Raw genomic sequence first — 23246 nt, forward strand, 5'->3', positions numbered from 1 at the left:
GCCCGTCAGCTTGCTGCCAGTATGCGCGCCGCCAGCGCGGCACCAGAGCACCAAGCCCCTTCCACACGGCCGCCGTTGAGCCAGTCCCCCGCCAGACCGATACCCAGCGCCTCATCGTGCACGCAGCCTAGCGACAGGGGTTGGGCGACTTGTGCATAGCGCCAGCGGTGCGCACGCGCCTCGATGGGGAGTACCGGCGTGGCAATCCCTTGGGCAAACGCCGCCGTCAGGGTATCGATCACCCATTGCTCGGCGGCCTCGACATGTTCTGTAGACCAATCCGCATGGCCATGCAGCACCCAGGCTTCGGCCGGAGGGCGGCCGGGCTTGCTGGTGTTGCGGGCAACCCAGGATAAAGGGCCGGTATTCACGAAGGCCGCATCAAATGCGACCGGTAATGCCTGGTCAAAGCGCAGCATCACAGCCCAGCAGGGCTGCATGGCGACACCCGCCGCCAGCGTTGCCAGGGTCGGGGTGTCCTGGAGCAAAGCGGCCGCCTGAGGCGCCGGCACGGCCAGCACCAGTTGTCGGCAGGCAGCGGTATCTCCGTTATCGAAATCCAGATGCCAGCCATCACCATCGCGTGCCATGGCGGTCAGGCGGTGTTCTGCAAAGAAAGGGATGTCACCGAGCATGCGCCGGCACAGGCCACTCATGCCCGGCACACCGACAAACCGGGTCTCGGCGGCCGTATCGTGGCAACCATCCGCATCCAGTGCCGCGACGCGCACATCCCAGGTCGCCACGGCACCCGCAGCCTGCTGCTCACCGACCCAGGCGCAAAAACCCGGATCGCGTGCGGTGAAATACTGCGCACCGTGGTCGAAGCTGGCCCACTCCCCGCGCCGGGTTGCCAGCCGGCCGCCTGCACCGCGGGCCTTGTCGAAGACGGCAATCCGCTTGCCTGCAGCGGCCAGCAAACGGGCGCAGTTCACACCCGCCACGCCTGCGCCAACCACGGCCACATCCAGCACATGCATGGGCGTTGTCATGGCGGACTCAGCGTGCGCCAGTGGCGAGCATGGGCCGGAGTTTGGCCATCAGCTCCGGGGCATCCGGTTCGGTGGGTGTGCTGTAGGCGTAGACGGTCTGGCCATCGGGCGCGATGAGGTATTTCTGGAAATTCCACTTGGGCGCCTGTCCCGTGGCTTTGGCCAGTGCCTTGAAGAATGGATTGGCCGTGTCGCCCCGTACGCTCGATGCCTCGACCATGGGGAATTCCACAAAATAGGTCAGCTTGCAGAACTCGGCGATCTCCGCGTTGGAGGCAAGCTCCTGCTTGAAGTCATTGGACGGAAAGCCCACTACCGTGAGCCCCTGCGCCTTGTACTGCTTGTACATGGCTTCGAGCTTTTCAAACTGGCGCGTGTAGCCGCACTTGCTGGCCGTGTTCACAACGATGATGGGCTTGCCGGCCAGGCTGCATAAATCCAGCGGTTTGCCCTGCAGGGTTTTGAAACTGTGTTGCAACAAGGGTGGGCAGGCTGCCAGCGCACCCAGCGGTGACAACAACAGGAACAAGGCGGCGAGACGGGACATGGCAGGCACTCCGGCAGAATACGGGCCATGCTAGCCCTCGCCCCGAGCAGCGTCAAAATTCCGGGCTTCGTTCAGCCTAGGCGCTCAGTTCACGCGCCAGCTGCATCAGGCGAGGCGCAATGTCGGCACGCCAGCTGGCTTCATCCAGCCGGTAAGCCGGGCCGCTGCAATTGATGGCCATCGCTGGGCTGCTGCCGGGGATCGGCACGGCCACCGCATAGATATCGGGCTCGAACTCGCCAAACGACGCGCAGAAGCCGTCATGTCGGTAGGCCGCCAAGGCTTGCTGCAAGCGCGCTTGCAATGCCGGCCAGGCAGTCGCGTTCTGTGCAGCCAGCGCCGCATCCAGTTCGGCACGGTCAGTGGCTGCCATGTTGGCGTAAAGTGCCCGACCGATGGCGGTGCTGGCCAGCGGTACCGTCGAGCCCACCTCCAGGCGTATGCCCACGCGGGCTGGGGAGCGGCAGGTCTCCACATAGACCACGCGCAGATCCTGGCGCACGCCCAGCGTCACCGACAAACCGGTTTCTTCCGACAAACGCCGCATCGGTTCACGCGCACGCTCCCGCAAGTCCAGTCCGCTCAGCGCGGCAAAACCCAGCGTGAGCACCGCGGGTGCAGGCCGGTACTTGCCCGATTCGTCCTGGCTCAGGTAGCCCAGCTGACAAAGCGTGTAGGTGAGCCGCGATACCGTGGACTTGGGCAGCTGGCAGCGCTGCGCCAGTTCGGTATTGCCCAAGGCCCTATCCCCGGCCTGAAAGGCGGCCAGGACATCCAGCCCACGTGCCAGCGCGGTGACGAACAAACGGTCATCCTGATGTGCATCGCTCATGCTGCCCGCCCCTTGGGTTCGATGATCACGATCGCGATACCCACCACCAGCAGGCCCGCCCCGGCCCAGAAGGCTTGCGTTGGCAACTCGGCAAACCAGAGCCAACCGACCAGCGGACTGAACAGCAGCAAGGAGAAGCTGCCTGCCTCCACCGCCGAGGCATCCCCCACCTTGTAAGCCTGGATGTAGGCGAAATACACCCCCATGGTCGACAAGCCCAACAAGGGCAGCAAGTACCAGGACTCGGGCGGCGGCATGGGCAGGTAAAAGCCGCACAGCAGGCCAAACACGACCCAGTTGGTCACATAACTCCACCAGACGATGGTGGCTGATGGCTCAGTCGTGCCCATTTTCTTGAGCACTACCCCCAGCAGGGCTTCGGAAAGCGCGCACAGCAAGGCCACCAGCGACGCGAACTGGAAGGTATCTGCACCGGGCCGGAGGATGGCCAGCACGCCGCCAAAGCCAATACCCACACCCAGCCAACGCGACCAGTGGGCACGTTCACCCAGCAGCCATACGCCCAGCGGCAACATGAACAGCGCGGCTGTCATCAGCAGCGCATTGGTCTCGGCCAGCGGCAGGCGGGTAACGGCATAGGCTGCGGTGTAGGAGGAGGTGGCGATAAAGACACCGCGCACCAGATGCAGCTTGGGTTGGCGTGTCATCACCAGCCGCCCGCGCGTGAGCAGCACAAAGGGCAAGAGCATCAGCAGCACGATATTGGCGCGCAGGAATACCAACGCCTCGGCATCGTAGCCATAAGCACCCATCGCCTTGGTAGCGGCGTTCATGGTGGCCCAGCTGGCCATGGCCAGAATGACGAAAGCCACGCCGCGGGTATTGCCGGCCAGGCCCTCCCACCCGGATATCAATCGTTTCAACACATCATCCTTTGGATACCAGCCGATGGTCTGCCTTTACAAGCAGTCCCGCTCGCCGGTAAGCTGTTTCGCATTGCAGAATTATGTTCCGCATTGCGGAACAAGACAAGCCAGACCGCCGCCGCAGATCGCGGCCCAACCGACCGGAGAAACTTCATGGCCAAGCCGCACTTCCAATGGGATGACGCTCTGCTGCTCGACGAACAGCTGTCCGACGAAGAACGCATGATTCGCGACGCCGCGCGCGACTACTGCCAGGGCAAACTGCTGCCTCGCGTGCTCGAGGCCAACCGCCACGAGCATTTCGACCGCGAGATCATGAGCGAGCTCGGTGAGCTGGGCCTGCTGGGTTCCACCATCCACGGCTATGGTTGCGCCGGTGCAGGCTACGTTTCCTACGGTCTGGTTGCGCGTGAAGTCGAGCGTGTGGATAGCGGTTACCGCTCGGCCATGAGCGTGCAATCGAGCCTGGTCATGTACCCGATCTACGCTTACGGCTCCGAAGCACAGAAACAAAAATACCTGCCCAAGCTGGCCACCGGCGAATGGGTGGGTTGCTTTGGCCTGACCGAGCCGAACCACGGCTCCGACCCCGGCAGCATGATCACCCGTGCCCGCAAGGTGGATGGCGGCTACAGCCTCAGCGGTGCCAAGATGTGGATCACCAATTCGCCCATCGCCGATGTGTTCGTGGTGTGGGCCAAGGACGACGCCGGCGATATCCGCGGCTTCGTGCTCGAAAAAGGCATGAAGGGTCTGAGCGCCCCCAAGATCGAAGGCAAGTTCAGCCTGCGCGCCAGCATTACCGGCGAGATCGTCATGGACGAAGTGTTCGTGCCCGAAGAGAACATGTTCCCGGAAGTGAAGGGCCTCAAAGGCCCGTTCGGCTGTCTTAACAAAGCACGCTATGGCATTGCCTGGGGTGCGATGGGCGCCGCCGAGTTCTGCTGGCACAGCGCCCGCCAGTACACGCTCGATCGCCACCAGTTCGGCCGCCCGCTGGCCGCCAACCAGATCATCCAGCTCAAACTTGCGAACATGCAGACCGAAATCTCCCTGGGTCTGCAAGCCGCTTTGCGCGTTGGCCGCCTGATGGACGAAGACCGCGCCGCGCCCGAGATGATCAGCCTGATCAAGCGCAACAACTGCGGCAAGGCACTCGACATTGCCCGCGTCAGCCGCGACATGCACGGCGGCAACGGCATCAGCGACGAATACGGCGTGATCCGCCACGTAATGAACCTGGAAGCCGTAAACACCTACGAAGGCACGCACGACGTGCACGCGCTGATCCTGGGCCGCGCACAGACGGGCATTGCCGCATTTGGTGCGTGATTCCAATCAAGGCATGAAATTCAAACCTTGAAACACCGCGGGCACTGAGCACACAGCGGGCAACAGGGAACCCAAGCCTGAACCAGACCAAGATACAAACGGTTCATGCTGCTCACCCTGTGCCTGCTCCGTGCGCACTGTGCCCTTCGTGTTTCGGGGCTGGGGTTTTACGCCGCAATCCAGGCGACTCTCGATGTCTGCACTTTCCCACCTCCGCGTCCTCGACCTCTCCCGCGTGCTGGCCGGCCCCTGGGCCACCCAGCAACTGGCCGATATGGGCGCCACCGTCATCAAGATCGAAAAGCCCGATGGCGGCGACGACACCCGCGGTTGGGGTCCACCGTTCCTCAAGGATCGTGACGGCCAGCCCACGCGCGAATCCGCTTACTACCTGTGCGCCAATCGCGGCAAACAATCGGTCGCCATCGACATGGCCAGCCCCGAGGGCCAAGCGCAGCTGCATGAGCTGGTCAAAAGCTGCGATGTGGTGGTCGAGAACTTCAAGGTGGGCGGTCTCAAGAAATACGGGCTCGATTACGCCACGCTGAGCGCCATCAAACCTGATCTCGTCTATTGCTCGATTACCGGCTTTGGCCAGCAAGGCCCGCGCGCGGATCAAGCGGGTTACGACTTCATGATCCAGGGTCTGGGCGGGCTGATGAGCATTACGGGTGAACAACACGGCGAACCGCAAAAGGTCGGCGTGGCCGTCACCGATCTGTTCACCGGCATGTATGCCACCGTCGCCATCCTTGCCGCACTGGCGCATCGTGATCGCACAGGTATCGGCCAGCATATCGATCTGGCGCTGTTTGATTGCCAACTGGCCATGCTGGCCAATGTGGCGTCCAACTATCTGGTCGGCGGTGTCAATCCGCCACGCTACGGCAATGCCCACGCCAATATCGTGCCTTACCAGGCTTTTCCCGCCAGCGATGGGCATGTGATCGTGGCCGTGGGCAACGACGGCCAGTTCGCCCGCTTTGCCGAGCTGTGCGGCCATGCCGAATGGGCGTCCGACGCACGCTTCGCCACCAACAAAGCCCGCGTGGAAAACCGCACTGCGCTGGTGCCGCTGATTGAAGCCGCCTTGATCCAGCAGCCACGCGCACACTGGATTGCCGGCATGGAAAGCGCCGGCATTCCCGGCGGGCCGATCAATACGATTCCCGAAGCGCTGGCCGAGCCACAAGCCGTGGCGCGCGGCAGCGTCGTGGATATTCCCCACCCGCTCGGCAGCGTGCGCATGGTCGCCAACCCGATCAAGTTCTCCAGAACGCCGATCCGCTACGACGCCCCGCCCCCGATGCTGGGCGAACACACGCAGCACATACTGGCCCGTGACTAAACCATGTCGCTGAACGCCCGCCTGCAGCCGTATCCCGCCAGCTACTACGCCGCCAGCGTGGCCGACGCGCCTTTGCGCCCGGCCTTGCACGGCGAGGTGCAGGCCGACGTGTGTGTTGTCGGTGCGGGCTATACCGGCCTGTACACCGCGCTGCGGCTAGCCGAGGCCGGCAAGCGGGTGGTCATGCTCGACGCCAGCCGCGTGGGCTGGGGTGCATCGGGCCGTAATGGCGGGCAAGCGATACTCGGTTTTTCATGCGACATGCCGCCCATCGAGGCGCAGCTGGGCCGCGATGAGGCGATGCAGATCTGGCAGCTGGTGCGCGACGCCGCCGGCGAAATCCGCCAGCGCATCGCCCGCCATCAGATCGATTGCGACTGGCAGGACGGCCATCTGTGGACCGCGGTGTTGCCGCGCCGCGTCAAGCTACTGACCGACTGGCAGCAGGAGGCCAGCGAACACTGGGGCTACACCGGCCTGCAGTTCATCCCCAAGCACGACCTTGGTAACTGGGTCGATAGCCCGCGCTACCAAGCCGCGCTGTACGACCCCGAAGCCGGTCACCTGCATCCGCTCAAGTACGCGCTGGGTCTGGCCGCGGCGGCCGAGGCGATGGGCGTGGTCATCCATGAGCACAGCCCGGCCATCCGCCACACGCAGCAGGGTAATCAGGTCATCATCGACACCGAAAACGGCCGCGTGCGCGCCGATGCGCTGGTGCTCGCCGCCAATGTGTACCTAGGCGATCTGGACCGCGAACGCTCGCGCCGGATTTTGCCGGTAGGCACCTTCATGGTCGCCACCGAGCCGCTGGGTGAGCGCGGCGCCAAGCTCGTACCCAGCCGCGCCTGCGTGACCGACAACCAGTTCGTGCTCGATTATTTCCGCCTGAGCAGCGATGGCCGTCTGCTGTTCGGCGGTGGCTGCACCTACCTGGGCGGCATGCCGCGCGATATCAAGGCAGCCATGCGCCCCTCGCTGGATCGCGTGTTCCCGCAGCTCAAGGACGTAAAGCTCGACTACGGCTGGGGCGGACTCATCGACTGCACGATGCGCCGTACGCCCGACTTCGGCCAGCGCGGCAATGTGTGTTGGGCTCAAGGTTTCTCGGGCCACGGCGTGATCCCCACCTGCGTGGCCGGCCGCGTGCTCGCCAGCGCGATACTGGGCGATGACAGCCATCTGCGCCGCTTCATGAAGCTCAGCAACCCGCCGCTGCCAGGCGGCCGTTGGTTGGCCGGGCCAATGGAAGCTGCGGGCAAAACGTGGTATCGCTTGCGAGACTTGTTCTGATGAGCCTCGCCATGCGCCAATCCCTGCTGCTACTCCTCGCCTTGCTGACGCTGCCCGTCTGGGCCGGCAAACAGATCGCCCTGACCTTTGACGACGGCTTCGACCCGCGCAAACAGCCGCAGGCCGCCGAGTGGAACGCGCAGATACTCGCCACGCTCGACAAGGCCGGCATCAAAAGCCTGCTGCTGCCTAGCGGCAAGAACGTGGACAGCCCGGCGGGTCTGACGCTGGTGCGTGCCTGGGGCGAGGCCGGCCATCAGATCGGCAATCACACCTATACGCATCGCGACTATTCCGGGCTCAAGTACAGCCTTGCTGACTTTGATGAGGACATGACACGCAACGCCGCGCTGTTCAAGGACATGCCAGGCTGGACGCAGCGCTTCCGTTTTCCGTATTTGAAAGAAGGCGCAACCTCGGGTCGCCGCGATGGACTGCGTCTCTGGCTGCGCGAGCACGGCTATAAAACGGCCCCGGTAAGCGTGGACGCCAGCGACTGGTACTACGATGAGCGCTTCCTTGCCTGGCAGGCGCGCCATCCCGACGCCGACCCTGCGCCATTCCGGCAAGCCTATCTCGACCATATCCGTAACCGCGCCGACTACTACCACCAGCTCGGCCAGAAGGTGGTGGGCCGCGAATTCCCGCATGTTCTGCTGCTGCACACCAATGCCATCAACGCCGCGTTTTTGGGCGACCTGATCGCCATGCTGCGCAAGGAAGGCTGGTCGTTTGTCTCGGCCGAAACCGCATTCGCCGATCCGCTCTACATGATCGAACCCGATTTCGTCCCCGCCGGGGAAAGTCTGCTGTGGATGCTGGGCAAGGTACGCCGCCTGCCCGATATGCGCTACCCGGCCGAAGACAGCCGCTACGAAGCGCGTCTGCTCGATGCCGCGGGTCTGTAAGTAGATAGCCATGCACGAAACCATTCTGCACCGCGCCACCTTCAATACCTTGGTTCGCCCCTATCTGGTGCTCTATGTGGCGTTCTTTCTGGTGCTCACCATCGTCGGCATTCCACTCGCCGTGATCTGGGTATGCGGTGTCGGCCAATGGTGGGCGCGCCACTATTACGACAAGCTCGAATGCGAACTCAGCACGCGCACGCTGCGCTTTCGCAAGGGCATCCTGTTCCAGGTGGAAAAAACCATCCCGCTGGAAAACATTCAGGATGTGACCTTTATCGAAGGCCCGATCCTGCGTTACTTCCACCTGAGCATGCTCAAGTTCGAAACCGCCGGGCAGAACGCGCAAATGGCCAGCCAGATGCAGCTGGTCGGCATCATCGATGCCCACGCCTTCCGCCAGCAGATCCTCGCCGCGCGCGATCAGCTGCGCCACCCTACCCTTGCCGCCCCAAGCGGTGACGATGCACAACTTGTCGCACTCAAACACATTGCCAGCCGTCTCGACGAGATAGCCCAACTGCTGCGCGAGCGGCACTGAACCAGCGGAAATCATCATGAAACAGCCAGCCCAAACCACCGATCTGTTCCAGCCCGATACCGTGCGCGAAGTTGAATGCCTGGTACCGGATATCAATGGCTATCCACGCGGCAAGGCGCTGCCGGGCAGTGCGTTTGCCAAGGGGCAGGAGCTGCGCCTGTGCCGGGCTGTCGCCATCCACACCGCCACGGGCGACTGGGCCGATTACGAGTTCTCGGGGGAGGGTGATCCGGACATGAAGCTGATTCCGGTCATGTCCACACTCAAACCTGTGCCCTGGGCCAGCCGCCCGCGCGCGCTCTGCATCCACGATTGCATCGACCTCGACGGCCAGCCCACGCCAATTGCGCCGCGCAATGTGCTCAAGAACGTGTTGTCGGGCTACGCCGTACATGGATGGTCGCCCGTGGTGGCGCCAGAGCTTGAGTTCTATTTGCTCGCCCCGCATACCGACCCTCATCAACCTCTGCAGCCTCCGACCAACGCTCGCGGGCGTAGCGAAAACGGCCAGCAAGGCTTCGGTTTCATCGGTCTGAACGACCATGCAGCTTTCTGGGATCAGCTCTATGCCGCGCTCGACGTACTGGGCATCCGCTACGACACCTTCGTGCATGAACTAGGACCGGGCCAGTTCGAAATCAACCTGTGGCACGGCGATGCGGTGGAAGTGGCCGACCAGACCTTCCTGTTCAAGTACGCACTCAAGGAAATTGCAGCCCAGCATGGCATGCAGGCCATCTTCATGGCCAAACCCATGGCCGGCCAGCCCGGCAGCGCCATGCATATCCACCAGAGCGTGGTCGATGCACGCGGCCAGAACATTTTCAGCGGCGCCAATGGTGAATCCACGGCCTTGTTCGAGCACTTCATCGCCGGCCAACAGCAGGCGATTGCCGAGCTGATGCCGGTGTTCTGCCCCTTTGTGAACAGCTACCGCCGCTTTGCCAAGCACATGGCCGCACCGGTAAACCTGAGCTGGGGTTACGACAACCGCTCGGTCGGCATCCGCGTCCCGCACGCCGGCCCGGCCGCGCGCCGCGTGGAAAACCGGATTCCCGGCGTGGATGCCAACCCCTATCTGGTACTGGCTGCCAGCCTTGCCGCAGGCCTATGGGGCATGCAGCAGCAACTGCGGCCCACTGCGGCCGCCGAAGGCACCGTATTCAACCAGATCAGCGACGCCCCCACCCTGCCGGGTACGCTGGATGAAGCCCTGGCCCGCATGCGCGCCAGCGCATTGCCCGGGCAGCTGCTGGGTGACACCTTTACCGCATCGTTCATTGCCGTCAAACAAGTCGAACTCGACAGCTTCTGGGCCGAGATCACGCCGTGGGAGCGGCAGTACCTGACGGCGTTGGCCTAATCAAGAGACGGTACGCCGTAGGGTGCAATCAGCCCAGCGCATTGCACCTACACCGCTCACACGGCACAACCATTCGGTGCAATGCGGCTTTGCCTTACTGGACCCTCCGGTTACAGCCAGCCCTTGTCCCGCGCCAAACGCGCCGCTTCGATACGGTTGGCCGCCCCGAGCTTGCCGATGGCTTCGGAAAGATAATTGCGTACCGTGCCTTCTGACAGGTGAATCAGGCTGGCGATCTCACCCGAGGTTTTGCCCTCGCCTGCCAGGCGCAGCACCTGCCGCTCACGGTCGGTCAGTGGGTCGTCGCCATCCCAGCCGGCGAGTGCCAGCTCGGGGTCGATGGCGCGGCCGCCGCTGGCGACGCGGCGGATGGCAGCGGCCAGTTGTTCGCTCGGGGCATCCTTGAGCAGATAGCCGCCCACGCCGGCCGACATGGCCCGATGCAGGTAGCCGGCTCGGCCAAAGGTAGTGACGATGACCACGCGGGTAGGCAGACCGCGCGTGCGCACTGCCTGCGCCAACTCCAAGCCGGTCATCAATGGCATTTCGATATCGGTCAGCAGGATGTCGGGCCGTAGCGCGGTCACGGCCTCAAGCCCGGCGCGACCATCGCCGACTTCGGCCACCACGTCAAAATCGGCTTCGAGCCGCAGCAGCGCCGCCAGTGCGCCGCGCACCAGCGCTTGATCTTCGGCAAGGACGATACGGAGACTGGGCATGGCGTGCAGCGTCGTGAGGGTTGATCAGGCGGCCGCGAGTGGCACGCTGGCCGTCAGCAACAAGCCATCCTGACGGTCGAACGTGAGTGTACCGCCAACGGCATCGAGCCGTTCGCGCATGCCGGTCAGGCCGTGGCCGGGCACAAGCTGGGTATCGGTCGGGCCATTGTCGTGCACGGTCAGCAGCACCGCACCGCCGTCCGGCCGCAGCCGCAGACCAAGGCGGGCCTCGCTGGCCTTGGCATGGCGGACGATATTGGTGCTGGCCTCGACTACCGCCTGCGCCAGGGCATGCTCGGCTGCGGCATCCAGCTTGGGTTGCGCGTCGATCTGCAATTCGACCGCAATGCCGGCGGCCACCAGCGTGGACTCGGCGCGGCGGATGGCCTCGATCAAATCCACCGAGCGCAGGCCGACAATCGCCTGCCGCACTTCCGCCAGCGCCGAGCGGGCCACTTGGGCGACTTCCTGCATTTCGCCACTGGCCCGGACGGGTTCCCGTTCGGCCAGCTTGTGGGCGAGCTCAGCCTTGATGGCGATCAGGCTCAGCGTATGGCCCAGCAAGTCATGCAGATCCCGCGCAATGCGTTCGCGCTCGGCCACCTTGGCGATGCGTTCGATTTCCACGTCCTTGAGCGCGATCACGGCCTTGGCGCGTCGGCTCGTCTTTTCACCGAGCATGGCACCACCGACACCGAACAGGATACCGGCGAGGATGCCGTAATAGCCGCCGCCCAGGCTGTAGTACTGGAACACCGCAAATGCACCGGCCATCACGGCCAGCATGCCGATGACGGATTCCTTGATGGTGGCGCGTTCACCGGGGAAGCCGGCATACAGAAACAGCGTGTGAGCGGCGGGGTTGTAGGGCACCAGCCATGTGGCAATCAAGAAAGTCAGCGCCTGGCCGATCCACAACTTGGGACCACTGGCGTAATAGGTGACAAAGTGGATGGGCACATACAACGCAATGGCCAGCAGGGTTTCCTGCAGATGGAAATTGCGGTAGCCAGCGCCACCCCCCCAATCAAGCATGGGTGTGAACAGAAAGCCCAGCCAGATCAGGTGAAACATCGGCTCCCAGCCAATGGGTGTACGGACAGTCAATTCTTTGCAGCTCGTCATGATGTTTCCTCGTATCCGGGTGCAGCATAGCGGGATGATGGGTATTCGTCGCCAGCGCGGTGTCCAGCCAACGCCCCGATTCTTGACCGCTGCGCCAACAGCCGGCAGTGCAAGACATCAGTACTTGCGGGTGACAGCTGTCACCCTTGTTTCAGGCGTCGCGGCGGCAAAAAAACGCCGCACCCGTGAGGCGTGCGGCGTTCTTCAGCCTTGGCAGCAAGCGAGTTACAGCATCAGCTCCACATCGGCGATTTCGAACTGGAACGCCCCCTTGCGCATGGCCGCCACCAGACCCAGCATGGTGGTGGTTTTGGGGTCAAAACCGTTCAGGCGCGCCCAGGGCAGCTCAACAGTCTTCCAGTCGGCCTCGGCTTTGAAGGAGACCACTGCCGGCTGGTAACTGCCGGCCTGCCAGAAGCCTTGAACAGCGTAGGTGCCACCGTCGCCGCGGGTCTTGAAGCGCAAACCCTTGGCGGCCGAGAGATCAGTTGGCGCAAAACCGTGTGCGCCGGGATTGAAGGCAATGCCCGCCCAGGGAAAGGCAAAGGCCGGGTCCAGTGCCCCAGCCAGCCTGATGCTGGTATTGCCCTCGGTCGTCTTGCCGGGACTGAGCGTCACGGTGGACTTGCCATTCATGACCGTGTCCAGACTTGGCATCCAGACACCGAACGGGGCGGCCATCTTGACCTCCTGTCCCTGTGCCTCAAACAGACCGATGCGTCCATCTGCCGGCAGCGCTTGCGGGCGGGCGCTGGCCTTGGCCTCGCGCTCGGCCCGCACCGCCTTGATCCGTGCCTCGCGCAGTGGCTGTATGGAAACACCGTTCTTCCACACTTCCACAATGGCCGTCGAGTCGCTGATCTGCTGTGCCGGATTGCCCTTGACCAGCAGCAGGTCGGCTCGCAGCCCCTTGGCGATGCGGCCGCGGTCTTTGAGGCCGAAAGCCTGGGCTGGCAGGCTGGTGGCAGCACGTAGCGCCTCCAGCGGCGTCATGCCGGCTCCCGCCAACAGCACCAGCTCACGATGCATGCTGGCGCCATGCAAAGTACCGGGGTTACCGGAATCAGTACCTGCCAACACCGGCACGCCTGCCGCACGCAACTTGGTGATGCTGGCCTTCATCAACATGTCGAGACGGGCACTCAAATCCATGGGGCGCATGGTGACGCCGAGACTGCCGCGCTGCCCATCGTCGAGCACATCGACAATCGCCGGCTTGTCCAGCAAGGTCTGGCCACCCTTGCGACCGAACACGCTTTCGTAAACGGAGTAAGTCGGGATCACAAATGCGCCCTTGGCTTTGGCCAGCGCCACGAATTCGTCGTCAGCCTCACGGTCGCTGAACAGATGCACCAGGCCATGCGCACCGGCATTGAGCGCATCCTTGGCCGATTGCAGGTTAGATACATGCACGACCGCGAGTTTGCCCTGGGCACGCGCTGCGGCTATGGCCGCCGTCAGCGTCGGCAGATCCAGCGTAGGCATTTTCATGCCGAAGCTTTTACCGTCGTCGTAAACCAGTTTGATGAAGTCCGAGCCCTCGGCAATGCGCTCGGCCACGAAGGCAGCAGCATCATCAGGGCTTGTCAGCGTAGGGATGGGGAAGCCGTACTGGGTACCGTGTCCACGCGGGACTGTCACCATGGTGCCCGCGCTGAAGAGATCGGCCTCGTCCAGCAGCCTGCCTTCCCGCATGAGTCGTTTAGTCTCCTGCATCATCGGCACGGCCATGAACATGTCGATCTGGGTGGTCACCCCCACCAGCAGCGGAATCTTGGCGTTCTGGTAGGCGTGGATATGGCTGTCGATCAGACCGGGCAGCAGGGTGCAATCGTCGCAATGCACTTCGCGGCTGCCGGCCGGCTGCTTGCCGCGAAAATCGGCATCGACAATCTTGCCGTCACGCACCAGCACGCTGCGTTTGGCATGCAGGGATTCGCCATCAAACACACGCACATCGCGAATCAGTGTGGTGTCGGCCAGCGTGATGCCGCTGAGGCACAGGGTCAGCAGCGCGGGCAAGATACGGGGGGTGAACAGCATAGGAAGGTCTCCTTGTGGGTGTGACCTTACTGTGGGCCCTGCCCTGCGCTGCACACAGTCGCAGGCGTCATCATTTGTGGATGACAGATGTCATGGACAGGCCGGGATCGGGAATGCAAACGCCGCCCAGTCGGGCGGCGTTTTACCGCTGCAGCCAGCAGCGCAAACCGGTAATGGCGTTTACTTGATCAGACGCAGATTGAAGGGCAGCTTGTAGGCAATGCCCTTGCTGGCATTGATCGCGCCCAGAATGCAGAACACCAGATGCACGATGCCCAGCACCGGCATCATCAGCAAACCGATGACCACAAAGGACAGTACGGCGCAGATCACGTAACCGATGATGGCGGTGATCGACCAGTTGAGTGCTTCCTTCGCGGTTTCCAGCACCAGTTCGTCATCTTTCTTGATCAGAAAGACAATCAGTGGGGGAATGAAACCGAAGATCAGCGTGCCGATCCAGGTCAGGATGGCAAAGGTGTTGCTGTCGCTCGACGCGGTGGCCGGTGTCTGGCTAGGTTCTTGGTCTGACATGCTTGGGGTCTCCCTGTACAAGGCGGTGTTGGCCGCGGGTGGGTGCGCGACGACGGCGCTTCGCTCAGGGTAGACCAATGTCATGCAATTGCCAGCCCGACACACGGTGATATTGCCAAACACGCCGCCAATTCGGCGCACGGTGTCGTCTTCACCGCCAGACCGGCCTGCCGCTTATCGGCAGCGATACACCTTGAAGTCACGCTCGCCGTTCTCGATCGGGCCGGCAGGCACGACGGTGTCGCCTTGCAGATCCAGCGCAGAGTTGCGCGCCAGGGTATTGAGTTCAATGATCTGCTTGCCTTCGTCGCGGCTTAGCGGGCCCAGCTTCGCCAGCACCTTCACGCGGGTGGAGCCCTTGAGCGTGCAGCCGCCAACCAGTTCCGGTTTACTGACCTGGATACGTTCGGCTTCGGGCTTGAGAGGGACAAAATCGGCACAGGCCGTCAGGCCAGTTGCCAGCAGGCAGAGGGTAAGGATTCTCATGCAAGATGCTCCGGCATTCGGGGGGCTCACAGTGTGCCGCAAGCCCGCCCCATCAGCCAGCCTCAGGACTTGGACTGGATCAGATCCAGCACGGCCTTGACCTTGGGCTTGCTGGCCGCATCCGCCGAATCATGGTGCTTCTTGGCATAGTCGAGTGCGGCCAGGCCATCCGCGTCTTTTTCCGACAGGATCTTCTTGCCACCCTTGCTGATGATCAGGGAGGCGGCCTCCAAGGCACCGCTCACCACGGCATAGCGCAAGAGGGGGTATTTGCCGCATTTGATATCGGAATACTCCCTGCGCAGGTCAACATCATTCTCATCCAGTGCATTGCGCAGGCTGGTGCGGTCGTCGGCCTTGATGTAGTCGCAAATCTTCTGCATGTCAGATGCCTGTACGGCAACCTGCAACATGGCAACCATCGCGATCATCGGCAAGGTGCGGGGGTTCATGATGGATAGCTCCTTCTGTTTCTGGATCGTTATCGGCGCCGGAGGGGCTTCACTCATCGGCTGACCTGGAATTGGGAGACCTGCCGCTGCAGGCGTTCGGCAAGCTTGGCGAGTTCACGGCTGGACTCCGCCGTCTGTGTCGCACCCCGTGCGGTCTGTTCAGCAATCGTGCTGACATCCAGCACGCCTTGATGCAGCTGGCGGGTGGTCAGATTCTGGGTTTCGGCGGCCTTGGCGATTTCGCCGCTCATCGTGTCCACCTGCCGCATGCTGGACAGAATGGCCTCCAGCGCACGGCCAGCCTCATGGGCCTGGCTGACGCTGGACTTGGTGCCTTCACGGCTGGCGCGCATGGCTTTGACCACATCACCCACGCCTTCCTGCAGGCGATTGATCACGGAATGGATTTCCCCCGTGGATTGCCGTGTGCGGCTGGCCAGAGTGCGAACCTCATCCGCCACCACGGCAAAGCCGCGGCCCTGTTCGCCGGCACGGGCAGCTTCAATGGCGGCGTTGAGTGCCAGCAGATTGGTCTGATCGGCAATCTCGCTGATGACGGTGAGGATGCGGCCGATATCGTTGCTGTATTCATCGAGCTTGCTCACCACATCAGCGGTGGAGGCGATGTTGCTGGCCAAGCCTTCAATGATGTGCAGGTTGGACTCCACCACGGTCTGGCCCCGTTCGGCCATATCGCGGGCGCTGCGCACTTCTGACAGCGTGCGCTCGGCACCTTCGGCCACGGCACGCACACTTTCCGACATGGCCGACATTTCCTGCGCCATCGTGTCGGTCTGGTGGCGCTGGTGCTCGATGCTGGCACTGGTCTGTACCGCGATGCTGGTGCTCTGCTCGCTGGCACGGGCCAGGGTCACGGCATCATTGGCAATGTCCACCAGCATGCTGCGTAGCCGTTCGGTGAGTTCATTGGTAGAGCGTCCGAGCTCGCCGAACTCGTCGCGGCTATCCACCATGACCAGCTGGGTCATGTCGCCCTGAGCCAGGCGGCGCAGCTGCGCCATGACACGCGACAGAGGTTGACGGATGCTGTTGGTGACCCACACTGCGACCAGCCCGGCCACAACCAGGGCAGCAAGGCCCATGATCACGATGGCGGCAATGCCGAAGGTACTGGCACGATCTGCCGCTTTGCGGGCCGCGGCGACGCGCTCGCCGGCCAGCGCAACCACCGCATCCAGTTGCTTGCGGGTGGCTTCGATGCGCTGGTCAAGCTGAGTCAGTGCCTGTACCGATTGCGCATCCTGTTCCAGTGCTTTGATATGCAATGCCAGCAAGGCTTTGTCGCCCTTGAGCAGGGAAACGTAATCACCGAGCAGTTCAGCGACATCGGCAACTGCCTTGCCATCACCCAGCTGATCAAGGCTGTTGCTGAGGGATTCGGCAATCGGCTGCATATCCTTGGCGGCAATACGGGCGGATTCCAGCTTCTTCTGATCCAGCACCTTGGTCGCCGTGTTGATGGAGAGCTTGATCTGTTTGCGCAAGGCATTGAGCAAGGCCGGGTTGCCGCCTGCATCCAGTGCATCGGCAATGGCACCATCCATCTCGTCTGCCGTGTCTTCAAGTTGCCCGCGCCCACGCTTGAGCGCCGGGAAAAGTGCCGCGTACTGCTTGTGGGAATTGAACAGTGCATCGGCAGCGCCCTGCACTGCGGCAATCTCCTTGCCGAAAGCCTGCGAGGCAGACTTGATCTCCGGATCGTCGTCGCCGAGACCCGTCAGTTCCTTGCGCAGCTGGGTAATGCGCTTGCCTGAGGCCGCATAACGCGCCTCCAGGTCCGCGAGTTCGGCAGTCTCGGTGGTGGCATGGTAACTATCCGCGCTGCGGCCGATCTCCAGCAGCGACACCAATACCGCCTGGCTCTGATTACTGAGCTGCGTGGCATCCGACACATTGACCATGCTGCTTTTCATACTGGCCTGACCCACCAGACCCGTCAGCCCCACCGCCAGCAACAACACGGTAACGACCCCAAAACCCGCACCAATCCGTTGTACTACCGTCAGTCGTCCCAACATCGCTATCTCCCCGATATGCGCCACCAGAGCCGGTGCGGTCTATGCCGTCAGTCGGTCTGTTCCACCAGCTTAGTCATACTTTACGGATTCTACCCGGACTGAATGTTACCCAATTAGCACTTTCTAACTTAGCGCCCCACTCCACTGCCCAGAAACGCACAACGCCGGCATGAGCCGGCGTTGTGCGTAGAGGCAGACCTCCCTGTCTTGCAGGGCGAGATCAATTGGAGAAGAAGTCCTTCACCTTGTCCATCCACGAGTTGGCACGCGGATTGTGCTTGGCGTCGTCTTCGAGGCTGATGTTCTCGAACTCGCGCAGCAGCTCTTTCTGCCGATCCGTGAGCTTGACCGGCGTCTCTACGACCACATGGCACATCAAATCGCCCGTGATCGCGGAGCGCACACCCTTGATGCCCTTGCCACGCAGGCGGAACACGGCACCCGTTTGCGTTTCGGCCGGGATCTTGAGCTTGACCGCGCCATCGAGCGTGGGGATCTCGATCTCGCCGCCCAGTGCAGCAATCGCAAAGCTGATCGGCATTTCGCAATGCAAATCATTGCCTTCGCGCTCGAACACGCTGTGCTGGCGGATATGGATGACCACGTACAGATCGCCGGGTGGCCCGCCGTTGACACCGGGCTCGCCCTCGCCACTGAGGCGGATGCGATCGCCCTCGTCCACGCCGGCCGGAATCTTCACGCTCAACGTCTTCTGCGTCTTGATGCGCCCCTGGCCATGACAGCTACGGCAGGGGTCGGGAATCACCTTGCCGGTCCCGTGGCAGGTCGGGCAGGTCTGTTGCAACGAGAAGAAGCCTTGCTGGATACGCACCTGACCCTGACCGTGGCAAGTGCCGCAGGTCTTGGGTTCGGTGCCTGGCTTGGCGCCGCTGCCGTGGCAGGTATCGCACTCTTCGTGCGTAGGAATCTTGATCTTGGTTTCGGTGCCACGCGCAGCCTCTTCGAGCGAGACCTCCAGGTTGTAACGCAGGTCGGAACCGCGATACACATTGGAGCGCCCACCGCCATTGCGGCCGCCACCGAAGATATCGCCAAAGATATCGCCAAAAGCATCGGCAAAGCCGCCACCCCCGGCGCCAAAACCACCGCCCATGCCGGCTTGCGGGTCAACCCCGGCGTGGCCGTACTGGTCATATGCCGCACGCTTCTGGCCATCGGAGAGGATCTCGTAAGCCTCTTTGGCCTCCTTGAACTTTTCCTCAGCGTCCTTGCTATCCGGATTGCGGTCCGGGTGGTACTTCATCGCCAGTTTGCGATAAGACTTTTTGATCTCTTCATCGCTGGCATCACGATTGACACCCAGAACCTGATAGAAGTCTTTTTTTGCCATGCTGTTTCCTTACGGCAAAGGCGCAGAGCCGGCTGGATCAACCAGCCCGCGCTGCGCCTTGCGGTCAAACGGACAGGTTGATCGCCTTATTGCTTGTCGTCTTTGACTTCGGTGAACTCGGCATCGACCACGTTCGCGTCTTCCGCCTTGGCGCCAGCGGGCGCACCCTCGGCACCGGCAGCACCTTGCTGGGCCGCATACATCTTCTCGGCCAGCGAGTGCGATGCCTTCATCAGGGCTTCGGACTTGGCATCGATCACGGCCTTGTCATCCGACTTCACGACCTCTTCGGCTTCTTTCAGCGCCGTCTCGATGCCGGTCTTTTCCTCGGCACTGATCTTGTCGCCAAACTCGCCCAGCGACTTCTTCACCGAGTGGATCAGGCCTTCGAGCTGGTTACGGGCACCGACCAGTTCGGTCAGCTTCTTGTCTTCTTCGGCATTGGCTTCGGCGTCCTTCACCATGCGCTGAATCTCTTCTTCGCTCAGGCCCGAGTTGGCCTTGATGGTGATGTTGTTGGCCTTGCCGGTCGCCTTGTCCTTGGCCGATACGTGCAGGATGCCGTTGGCGTCGATGTTGAATTCGACCTCGATCTGCGGCGTGCCGCGGGCAGCCGTGGGGATGCCTTCGAGGTTGAACTGACCCAGCGACTTGTTAGCCGAGGCGCGCTCACGCTCGCCTTGCAGCACGTGAATGGTCACGGCGCTCTGGTTGTCTTCGGCGGTCGAGAACACTTGCGATGCCTTGGTCGGGATCGTGGTGTTCTTCTGGATCAGCTTGGTCATCACGCCGCCCAGGGTTTCGATACCCAGGCTCAGCGGGGTCACGTCCAGCAGCAGCACGTCCTTGCGGTCGCCCGACAGCACCGAACCTTGAATCGCAGCACCAACGGCCACGGCTTCGTCAGGGTTTACGTCACGGCGTGCTTCCTTGCCGAACAGTTCCTTCACCTTTTCCATGACCTTGGGCATACGGGTCTGGCCGCCGACCAGGATCACGTCCTGGATGTCGGAAATCTTCAGACCGGCATCCTTGATCGCCAGCTGGCAAGGTGCAACCGTACGCTCGATCAGGTCTTCGACCAGGCTTTCGAACTTGGCACGGGTGATCTTCATGGCCAAGTGCTTGGGACCGGTAGCATCCATCGTCACGTAAGGCAGGTTGATATCGGTCTGCTCACTGCTCGACAGTTCGATCTTGGCCTTTTCAGCGGCTTCCTTGAGACGCTGCAGGGCCATCACGTCGTTCTTCAGATCGATACCTTGTTCCTTCTTGAACTCGGTGACGATGTAATCGATCAGGCGCTGATCGAAGTCTTCACCGCCCAGGAAGGTATCGCCGTTGGTCGACAGCACTTCGAACTGGTGTTCGCCATCCACATCGGCGATTTCGATGATGGAGATATCGAACGTACCGCCGCCCAAGTCGAACACGGCAATCTTGCGATCGCCTTCCTGCTTGTCGAGGCCAAAGGCCAGCGCAGCGGCGGTCGGTTCGTTGATGATGCGCTTCACTTCCAGACCGGCGATACGGCCGGCATCCTTGGTGGCCTGGCGCTGGCTGTCGTTGAAGTAGGCCGGCACCGTGATCACGGCTTCGGTCACTTCTTCGCCCAGATAGTCCTCGGCGGTCTTCTTCATCTTGCGCAGCACTTCCGCCGAGATTTGCGGCGGGGCCATCTTCTTGCCCTTTACTTCCACCCAGGCGTCGCCGTTATCGGCCTTGCTGATGGTGTAGGGCATCAGGTCGATGTCCTTCTGCACTTCCTTCTCGTCGAACTTGCGGCCGATCAGGCGCTTCACGGCATACAGCGTGTTCTTGGGGTTGGTCACGGCCTGGCGCTTGGCCGGCGCGCCGACGAGGATTTCGTCGTCGTTGGTGTAACCGATGATGGACGGCGTGGTGCGTGCGCCTTCCGCGTTTTCGATGACCTTGACGTTGCCGCCTTCAAGCACGGCCACGCAGCTATTGGTGGTGCCGAGGTCGATACCGATGATCTTGCCCATGTTCTAGTCCTCTCAATATTTGATCTGCTTGCCGGCCGTGCCGGCGAAATCCGAATAACCTTGCTAGCTAAGTGGGGATGCTTGAATGGCTTTCAAGCCCCGGTTTGCATGCTTTATTCCTTGGCCTTGGCCACGATCACCATGGCCGGGCGCAGCACGCGATCTGCCAGGGTGTATCCCTTCTGCATCACGCTGACCACGGTGTTGGCTTCCTGCTCGGATTCGACCGTGCTCATGGCCTGGTGCTTGTGCGGATCCAGCTTCTCACCGGCCTGCGGTTCGATGTCCTTGATCTGGAACTTCTCGAAGGCGGTGACCAGATTGCGCAGGGTCATGTCCACGCCCATCTTGATGTTCTCGATGGACGAGTTGTCCTTGAGCGCCATCTCCAGGCAGTCCTTCACGATCAGCAGCTCGCCAGCGAACTTGCCCACGGCGTACTTGTGCGCTGCGGCAACATCATCCTGCGCACGGCGGCGGATATTCTCGGCCTCGGCCTTGCCGTAGAGCAGTGCGCTTTGCAGCTCTGCGACCTTGGCTTCCAAGGCAGCTACCTGAGCCTCCAGACTCTCGGCAGCGACAGCCTCCTCGTGCTCGAACGGCGCAGAATCTGCGTCAAGCTGTTGATCTTGTTGGTTTTCTTGGGGGTTCTCGGCTTGCATGTAACGGGTCTCCTGAAGCAATAGACCCCAAGATGAGGATGGTTATCGGCTTTTCAAGCCCTGTGCCTTTTTCTCACACTGACGGTGACCAGCCACAGATTTGTGGCATGTGGGCCGCCGCTCGGAAGTTCTTGCTGCACTGCACATGAAACTCCCCAATAATCGACTACACAAAGCAAGGAATACCCAGACCGGCCCACCAGCCTGATCCGGGTCCATATCGCCCCAAGCCGATACCGCCTGGGTGCATGCGGGTACCAACTGTGCCGGCAACCCAAGCTCTCTCCCTTATGAATCCGCCTGCTCTGGCTAAGCCGGGCAAGCTGCAACAAACGAGGTACTAGATATGTCGACCCGCGAACAACGCATTGCCGCCATTCAACACGACTGGGATACCAACCCGCGCTGGAAGGGCATCAAGCGCGGCTATACCGCTGCTGACGTCGAGCGCCTGCGCGGCTCCGTCCAGAATGAGTACAGCCTGGCCCGCCGCGGTGCCGAAAAGCTGTGGAATCTCGTCAACAACGAGCCTTACATCAACTGTCTGGGCGCCCTGACTGGCGGCCAAGCCATGCAACAGGTCAAGGCTGGCGTAAAGGCCATCTACCTGAGCGGCTGGCAAGTCGCTGCCGACAACAACGAATACTCGGCCATGTACCCGGACCAATCGCTGTATCCGGTGGACTCTGTGCCCAAGGTGGTGGAACGCATCAACAACGCCTTCACCCGCGCCGATGAAATCCAGCACAGCAAGGGTATCGAGCGCGGCGACAAGGACTTCATCGACTACTTCGCCCCTATCGTGGCCGATGCCGAAGCCGGTTTCGGCGGCGTGCTGAACGCTTACGAACTGATGAAGGCCATGATCCGTGCCGGCGCCGGTGGCGTGCACTTTGAAGACCAGTTGGCCAGCGTGAAGAAGTGCGGCCACATGGGCGGCAAGGTGCTGGTCCCCACGCAGGAAGCCGTGCAGAAGCTGATCGCCGCCCGTATGGCTGCCGACGTGTACGGCGTGCCCACCCTGGTGATTGCCCGTACCGATGCCGAAGCTGCTGATCTGCTGACCAGCGACTACGACGAGAACGACAAGCCCTTCCTGACCGGTGAGCGCACCGCCGAAGGTTTCTACAAGACCAAGAAGGGTATCGAGCAAGCCATCAGCCGCGCTGTGGCCTATGCCGAATACGCCGATCTGGTCTGGTGCGAAACCGGCACGCCGGATCTGGAGTTCGCCCGCAAGTTCGCCGAAGCCGTGCATGCCAAGCATCCGGGCAAGCTGCTGGCCTACAACTGCTCGCCGTCGTTCAACTGGAAGAAGAACCTCGACGACGCCACCATCGCCAAGTTCCAGCGCGAACTGGGCGCCATGGGCTACAAGTACCAGTTCATCACCTTGGCTGGCATCCACAGCATGTGGTTCAACATGTTCGACCTGGCCCAGGACTACGTGGCCCGCGGCATGTCGGCCTATGTCGAGAAGGTGCAAGAGCCGGAATTCGCCGCCCGCGACCGTGGCTACAGCTTCGTCAGCCACCAGCAGGAAGTCGGCACCGGTTACTTTGACGATGTGACCACCGTGATCCAGGGTGGCAAGTCGTCGGTGACCGCGCTGACCGGTTCGACCGAGGAAGAGCAGTTCCACTGACCAGTGCAGCGACGGGGACAGTGTAGAGCCAGGCCGGCAAAGCCGGCCTTGGTCGGGATGACTGGTTTTCCGGTCAATCCCTGATCAACTCCACACCCCCCGCCCTCGCCGCCGCGAGGGAGCCTCGCTGACGCTCGTTAG

General features: G+C 62.1%; 21 protein-coding genes. 7 read left to right on the forward strand and 14 right to left on the reverse strand.

The window, feature by feature from the left end; all coding sequences use genetic code 11:
* Window positions 1-5: 5 nt before the first annotated feature.
* The 4 genes from O9X62_RS01305 to O9X62_RS01320 form a co-directional block, all read right to left on the reverse strand.
* A complete protein-coding gene (locus O9X62_RS01305) occupies window positions 6-992 on the reverse strand; it encodes an NAD(P)/FAD-dependent oxidoreductase (RefSeq protein WP_269530970.1) in 987 nt (328 codons plus the stop codon).
* Between the two features lie 7 nt (window positions 993-999).
* Window positions 1000-1539 (reverse strand): glutathione peroxidase, encoded by a 540-nt coding sequence (locus tag O9X62_RS01310; RefSeq protein WP_269530971.1) that lies wholly within the window; start codon window positions 1537-1539, stop codon window positions 1000-1002.
* 76 nt (window positions 1540-1615) lie between these two features.
* A complete protein-coding gene (locus O9X62_RS01315; protein WP_269530972.1) occupies window positions 1616-2371 on the reverse strand; it encodes an IclR family transcriptional regulator in 756 nt (251 codons plus the stop codon).
* Window positions 2368-3255, reverse strand: coding sequence for a DMT family transporter (locus O9X62_RS01320; RefSeq protein ID WP_269530973.1), 888 nt, complete (start codon window positions 3253-3255; stop codon window positions 2368-2370). Before O9X62_RS01320 ends, O9X62_RS01315 begins: the two co-directional genes overlap by 4 nt.
* Window positions 3256-3411: 156 nt before the next feature.
* Between O9X62_RS01320 and O9X62_RS01325 the strand changes: the two genes are divergently transcribed.
* The 6 genes from O9X62_RS01325 (at window position 3412) to O9X62_RS01350 (ending at window position 10043) form a co-directional block, all read left to right on the forward strand.
* Window positions 3412-4590 (forward strand): acyl-CoA dehydrogenase, encoded by a 1179-nt coding sequence (locus O9X62_RS01325; protein WP_269530974.1) that lies wholly within the window; start codon window positions 3412-3414, stop codon window positions 4588-4590.
* Between the two features lie 193 nt (window positions 4591-4783).
* Window positions 4784-5938: a CaiB/BaiF CoA-transferase family protein gene (locus O9X62_RS01330; protein ID WP_269530975.1), complete on the forward strand. Its 1155-nt coding sequence runs from the start codon at window positions 4784-4786 to the stop codon at window positions 5936-5938.
* Window positions 5939-5941: 3 nt separating this feature from the next.
* A complete protein-coding gene (locus O9X62_RS01335; RefSeq protein WP_269530976.1) occupies window positions 5942-7231 on the forward strand; it encodes an FAD-binding oxidoreductase in 1290 nt (429 codons plus the stop codon).
* Between the two features lie 11 nt (window positions 7232-7242).
* Window positions 7243-8139, forward strand: coding sequence for a polysaccharide deacetylase family protein (locus O9X62_RS01340; protein WP_269530977.1), 897 nt, complete (start codon window positions 7243-7245; stop codon window positions 8137-8139).
* A gap of 10 nt (window positions 8140-8149) precedes the next feature.
* Window positions 8150-8680, forward strand: a complete 531-nt coding sequence (locus O9X62_RS01345) for a PH domain-containing protein (RefSeq protein ID WP_269530978.1) — start codon at window positions 8150-8152, stop codon at window positions 8678-8680.
* A 16-nt stretch (window positions 8681-8696) separates the two neighbouring features.
* Entirely contained in the window at window positions 8697-10043 is a 1347-nt protein-coding gene (locus O9X62_RS01350; RefSeq protein WP_269530979.1) for a glutamine synthetase family protein, read from the forward strand.
* A gap of 110 nt (window positions 10044-10153) precedes the next feature.
* Here O9X62_RS01350 and O9X62_RS01355 read toward each other — a convergent pair whose 3' ends face one another.
* From O9X62_RS01355 to grpE, 10 genes are all read right to left on the reverse strand, one after another.
* The gene (locus O9X62_RS01355; RefSeq protein ID WP_269530980.1) at window positions 10154-10762 is read right to left on the reverse strand and encodes a DNA-binding response regulator; all 609 of its coding nucleotides are present in this window, start codon (window positions 10760-10762) and stop codon (window positions 10154-10156) included.
* A 24-nt stretch (window positions 10763-10786) separates the two neighbouring features.
* Window positions 10787-11887 (reverse strand): sensor histidine kinase, encoded by a 1101-nt coding sequence (locus O9X62_RS01360; protein WP_269530981.1) that lies wholly within the window; start codon window positions 11885-11887, stop codon window positions 10787-10789.
* A 225-nt stretch (window positions 11888-12112) separates the two neighbouring features.
* A complete protein-coding gene (locus O9X62_RS01365) occupies window positions 12113-13930 on the reverse strand; it encodes an amidohydrolase family protein (protein WP_269530982.1) in 1818 nt (605 codons plus the stop codon).
* A 180-nt stretch (window positions 13931-14110) separates the two neighbouring features.
* A complete protein-coding gene (locus tag O9X62_RS01370; RefSeq protein ID WP_269530983.1) occupies window positions 14111-14464 on the reverse strand; it encodes a DUF4870 domain-containing protein in 354 nt (117 codons plus the stop codon).
* A 174-nt stretch (window positions 14465-14638) separates the two neighbouring features.
* A complete protein-coding gene (locus O9X62_RS01375) occupies window positions 14639-14950 on the reverse strand; it encodes a DUF4156 domain-containing protein (RefSeq protein WP_269530984.1) in 312 nt (103 codons plus the stop codon).
* 62 nt (window positions 14951-15012) lie between these two features.
* Window positions 15013-15402 carry a DUF3718 domain-containing protein gene (locus O9X62_RS01380; RefSeq protein WP_269530985.1) on the reverse strand — a complete coding sequence of 130 codons (390 nt, stop codon included), beginning with the start codon at window positions 15400-15402 and terminating at the stop codon, window positions 15013-15015.
* A 53-nt stretch (window positions 15403-15455) separates the two neighbouring features.
* Window positions 15456-17441, reverse strand: coding sequence for a methyl-accepting chemotaxis protein (locus O9X62_RS01385; protein ID WP_269530986.1), 1986 nt, complete (start codon window positions 17439-17441; stop codon window positions 15456-15458).
* A 220-nt stretch (window positions 17442-17661) separates the two neighbouring features.
* Window positions 17662-18792 (reverse strand): molecular chaperone DnaJ, encoded by a 1131-nt coding sequence (dnaJ, locus tag O9X62_RS01390; protein ID WP_269530987.1) that lies wholly within the window; start codon window positions 18790-18792, stop codon window positions 17662-17664.
* Between the two features lie 86 nt (window positions 18793-18878).
* Window positions 18879-20798 carry a molecular chaperone DnaK gene (gene dnaK / locus O9X62_RS01395; protein ID WP_269530988.1) on the reverse strand — a complete coding sequence of 640 codons (1920 nt, stop codon included), beginning with the start codon at window positions 20796-20798 and terminating at the stop codon, window positions 18879-18881.
* A 113-nt stretch (window positions 20799-20911) separates the two neighbouring features.
* The gene (grpE, locus tag O9X62_RS01400) at window positions 20912-21460 is read right to left on the reverse strand and encodes a nucleotide exchange factor GrpE (protein WP_269530989.1); all 549 of its coding nucleotides are present in this window, start codon (window positions 21458-21460) and stop codon (window positions 20912-20914) included.
* 346 nt (window positions 21461-21806) lie between these two features.
* On the opposite strand from grpE, the gene aceA reads away from it, so the two are divergent.
* Complete coding sequence (gene aceA / locus O9X62_RS01405) at window positions 21807-23105, forward strand: isocitrate lyase (RefSeq protein ID WP_269530990.1); 1299 nt, start codon at window positions 21807-21809, stop codon at window positions 23103-23105.
* The last annotated feature ends 141 nt before the right edge of the window (window positions 23106-23246 follow it).

The organism is Chitinimonas sp. BJYL2 (assembly GCF_027257935.1).
GTDB lineage: Bacteria > Pseudomonadota > Gammaproteobacteria > Burkholderiales > Chitinimonadaceae > Chitinimonas.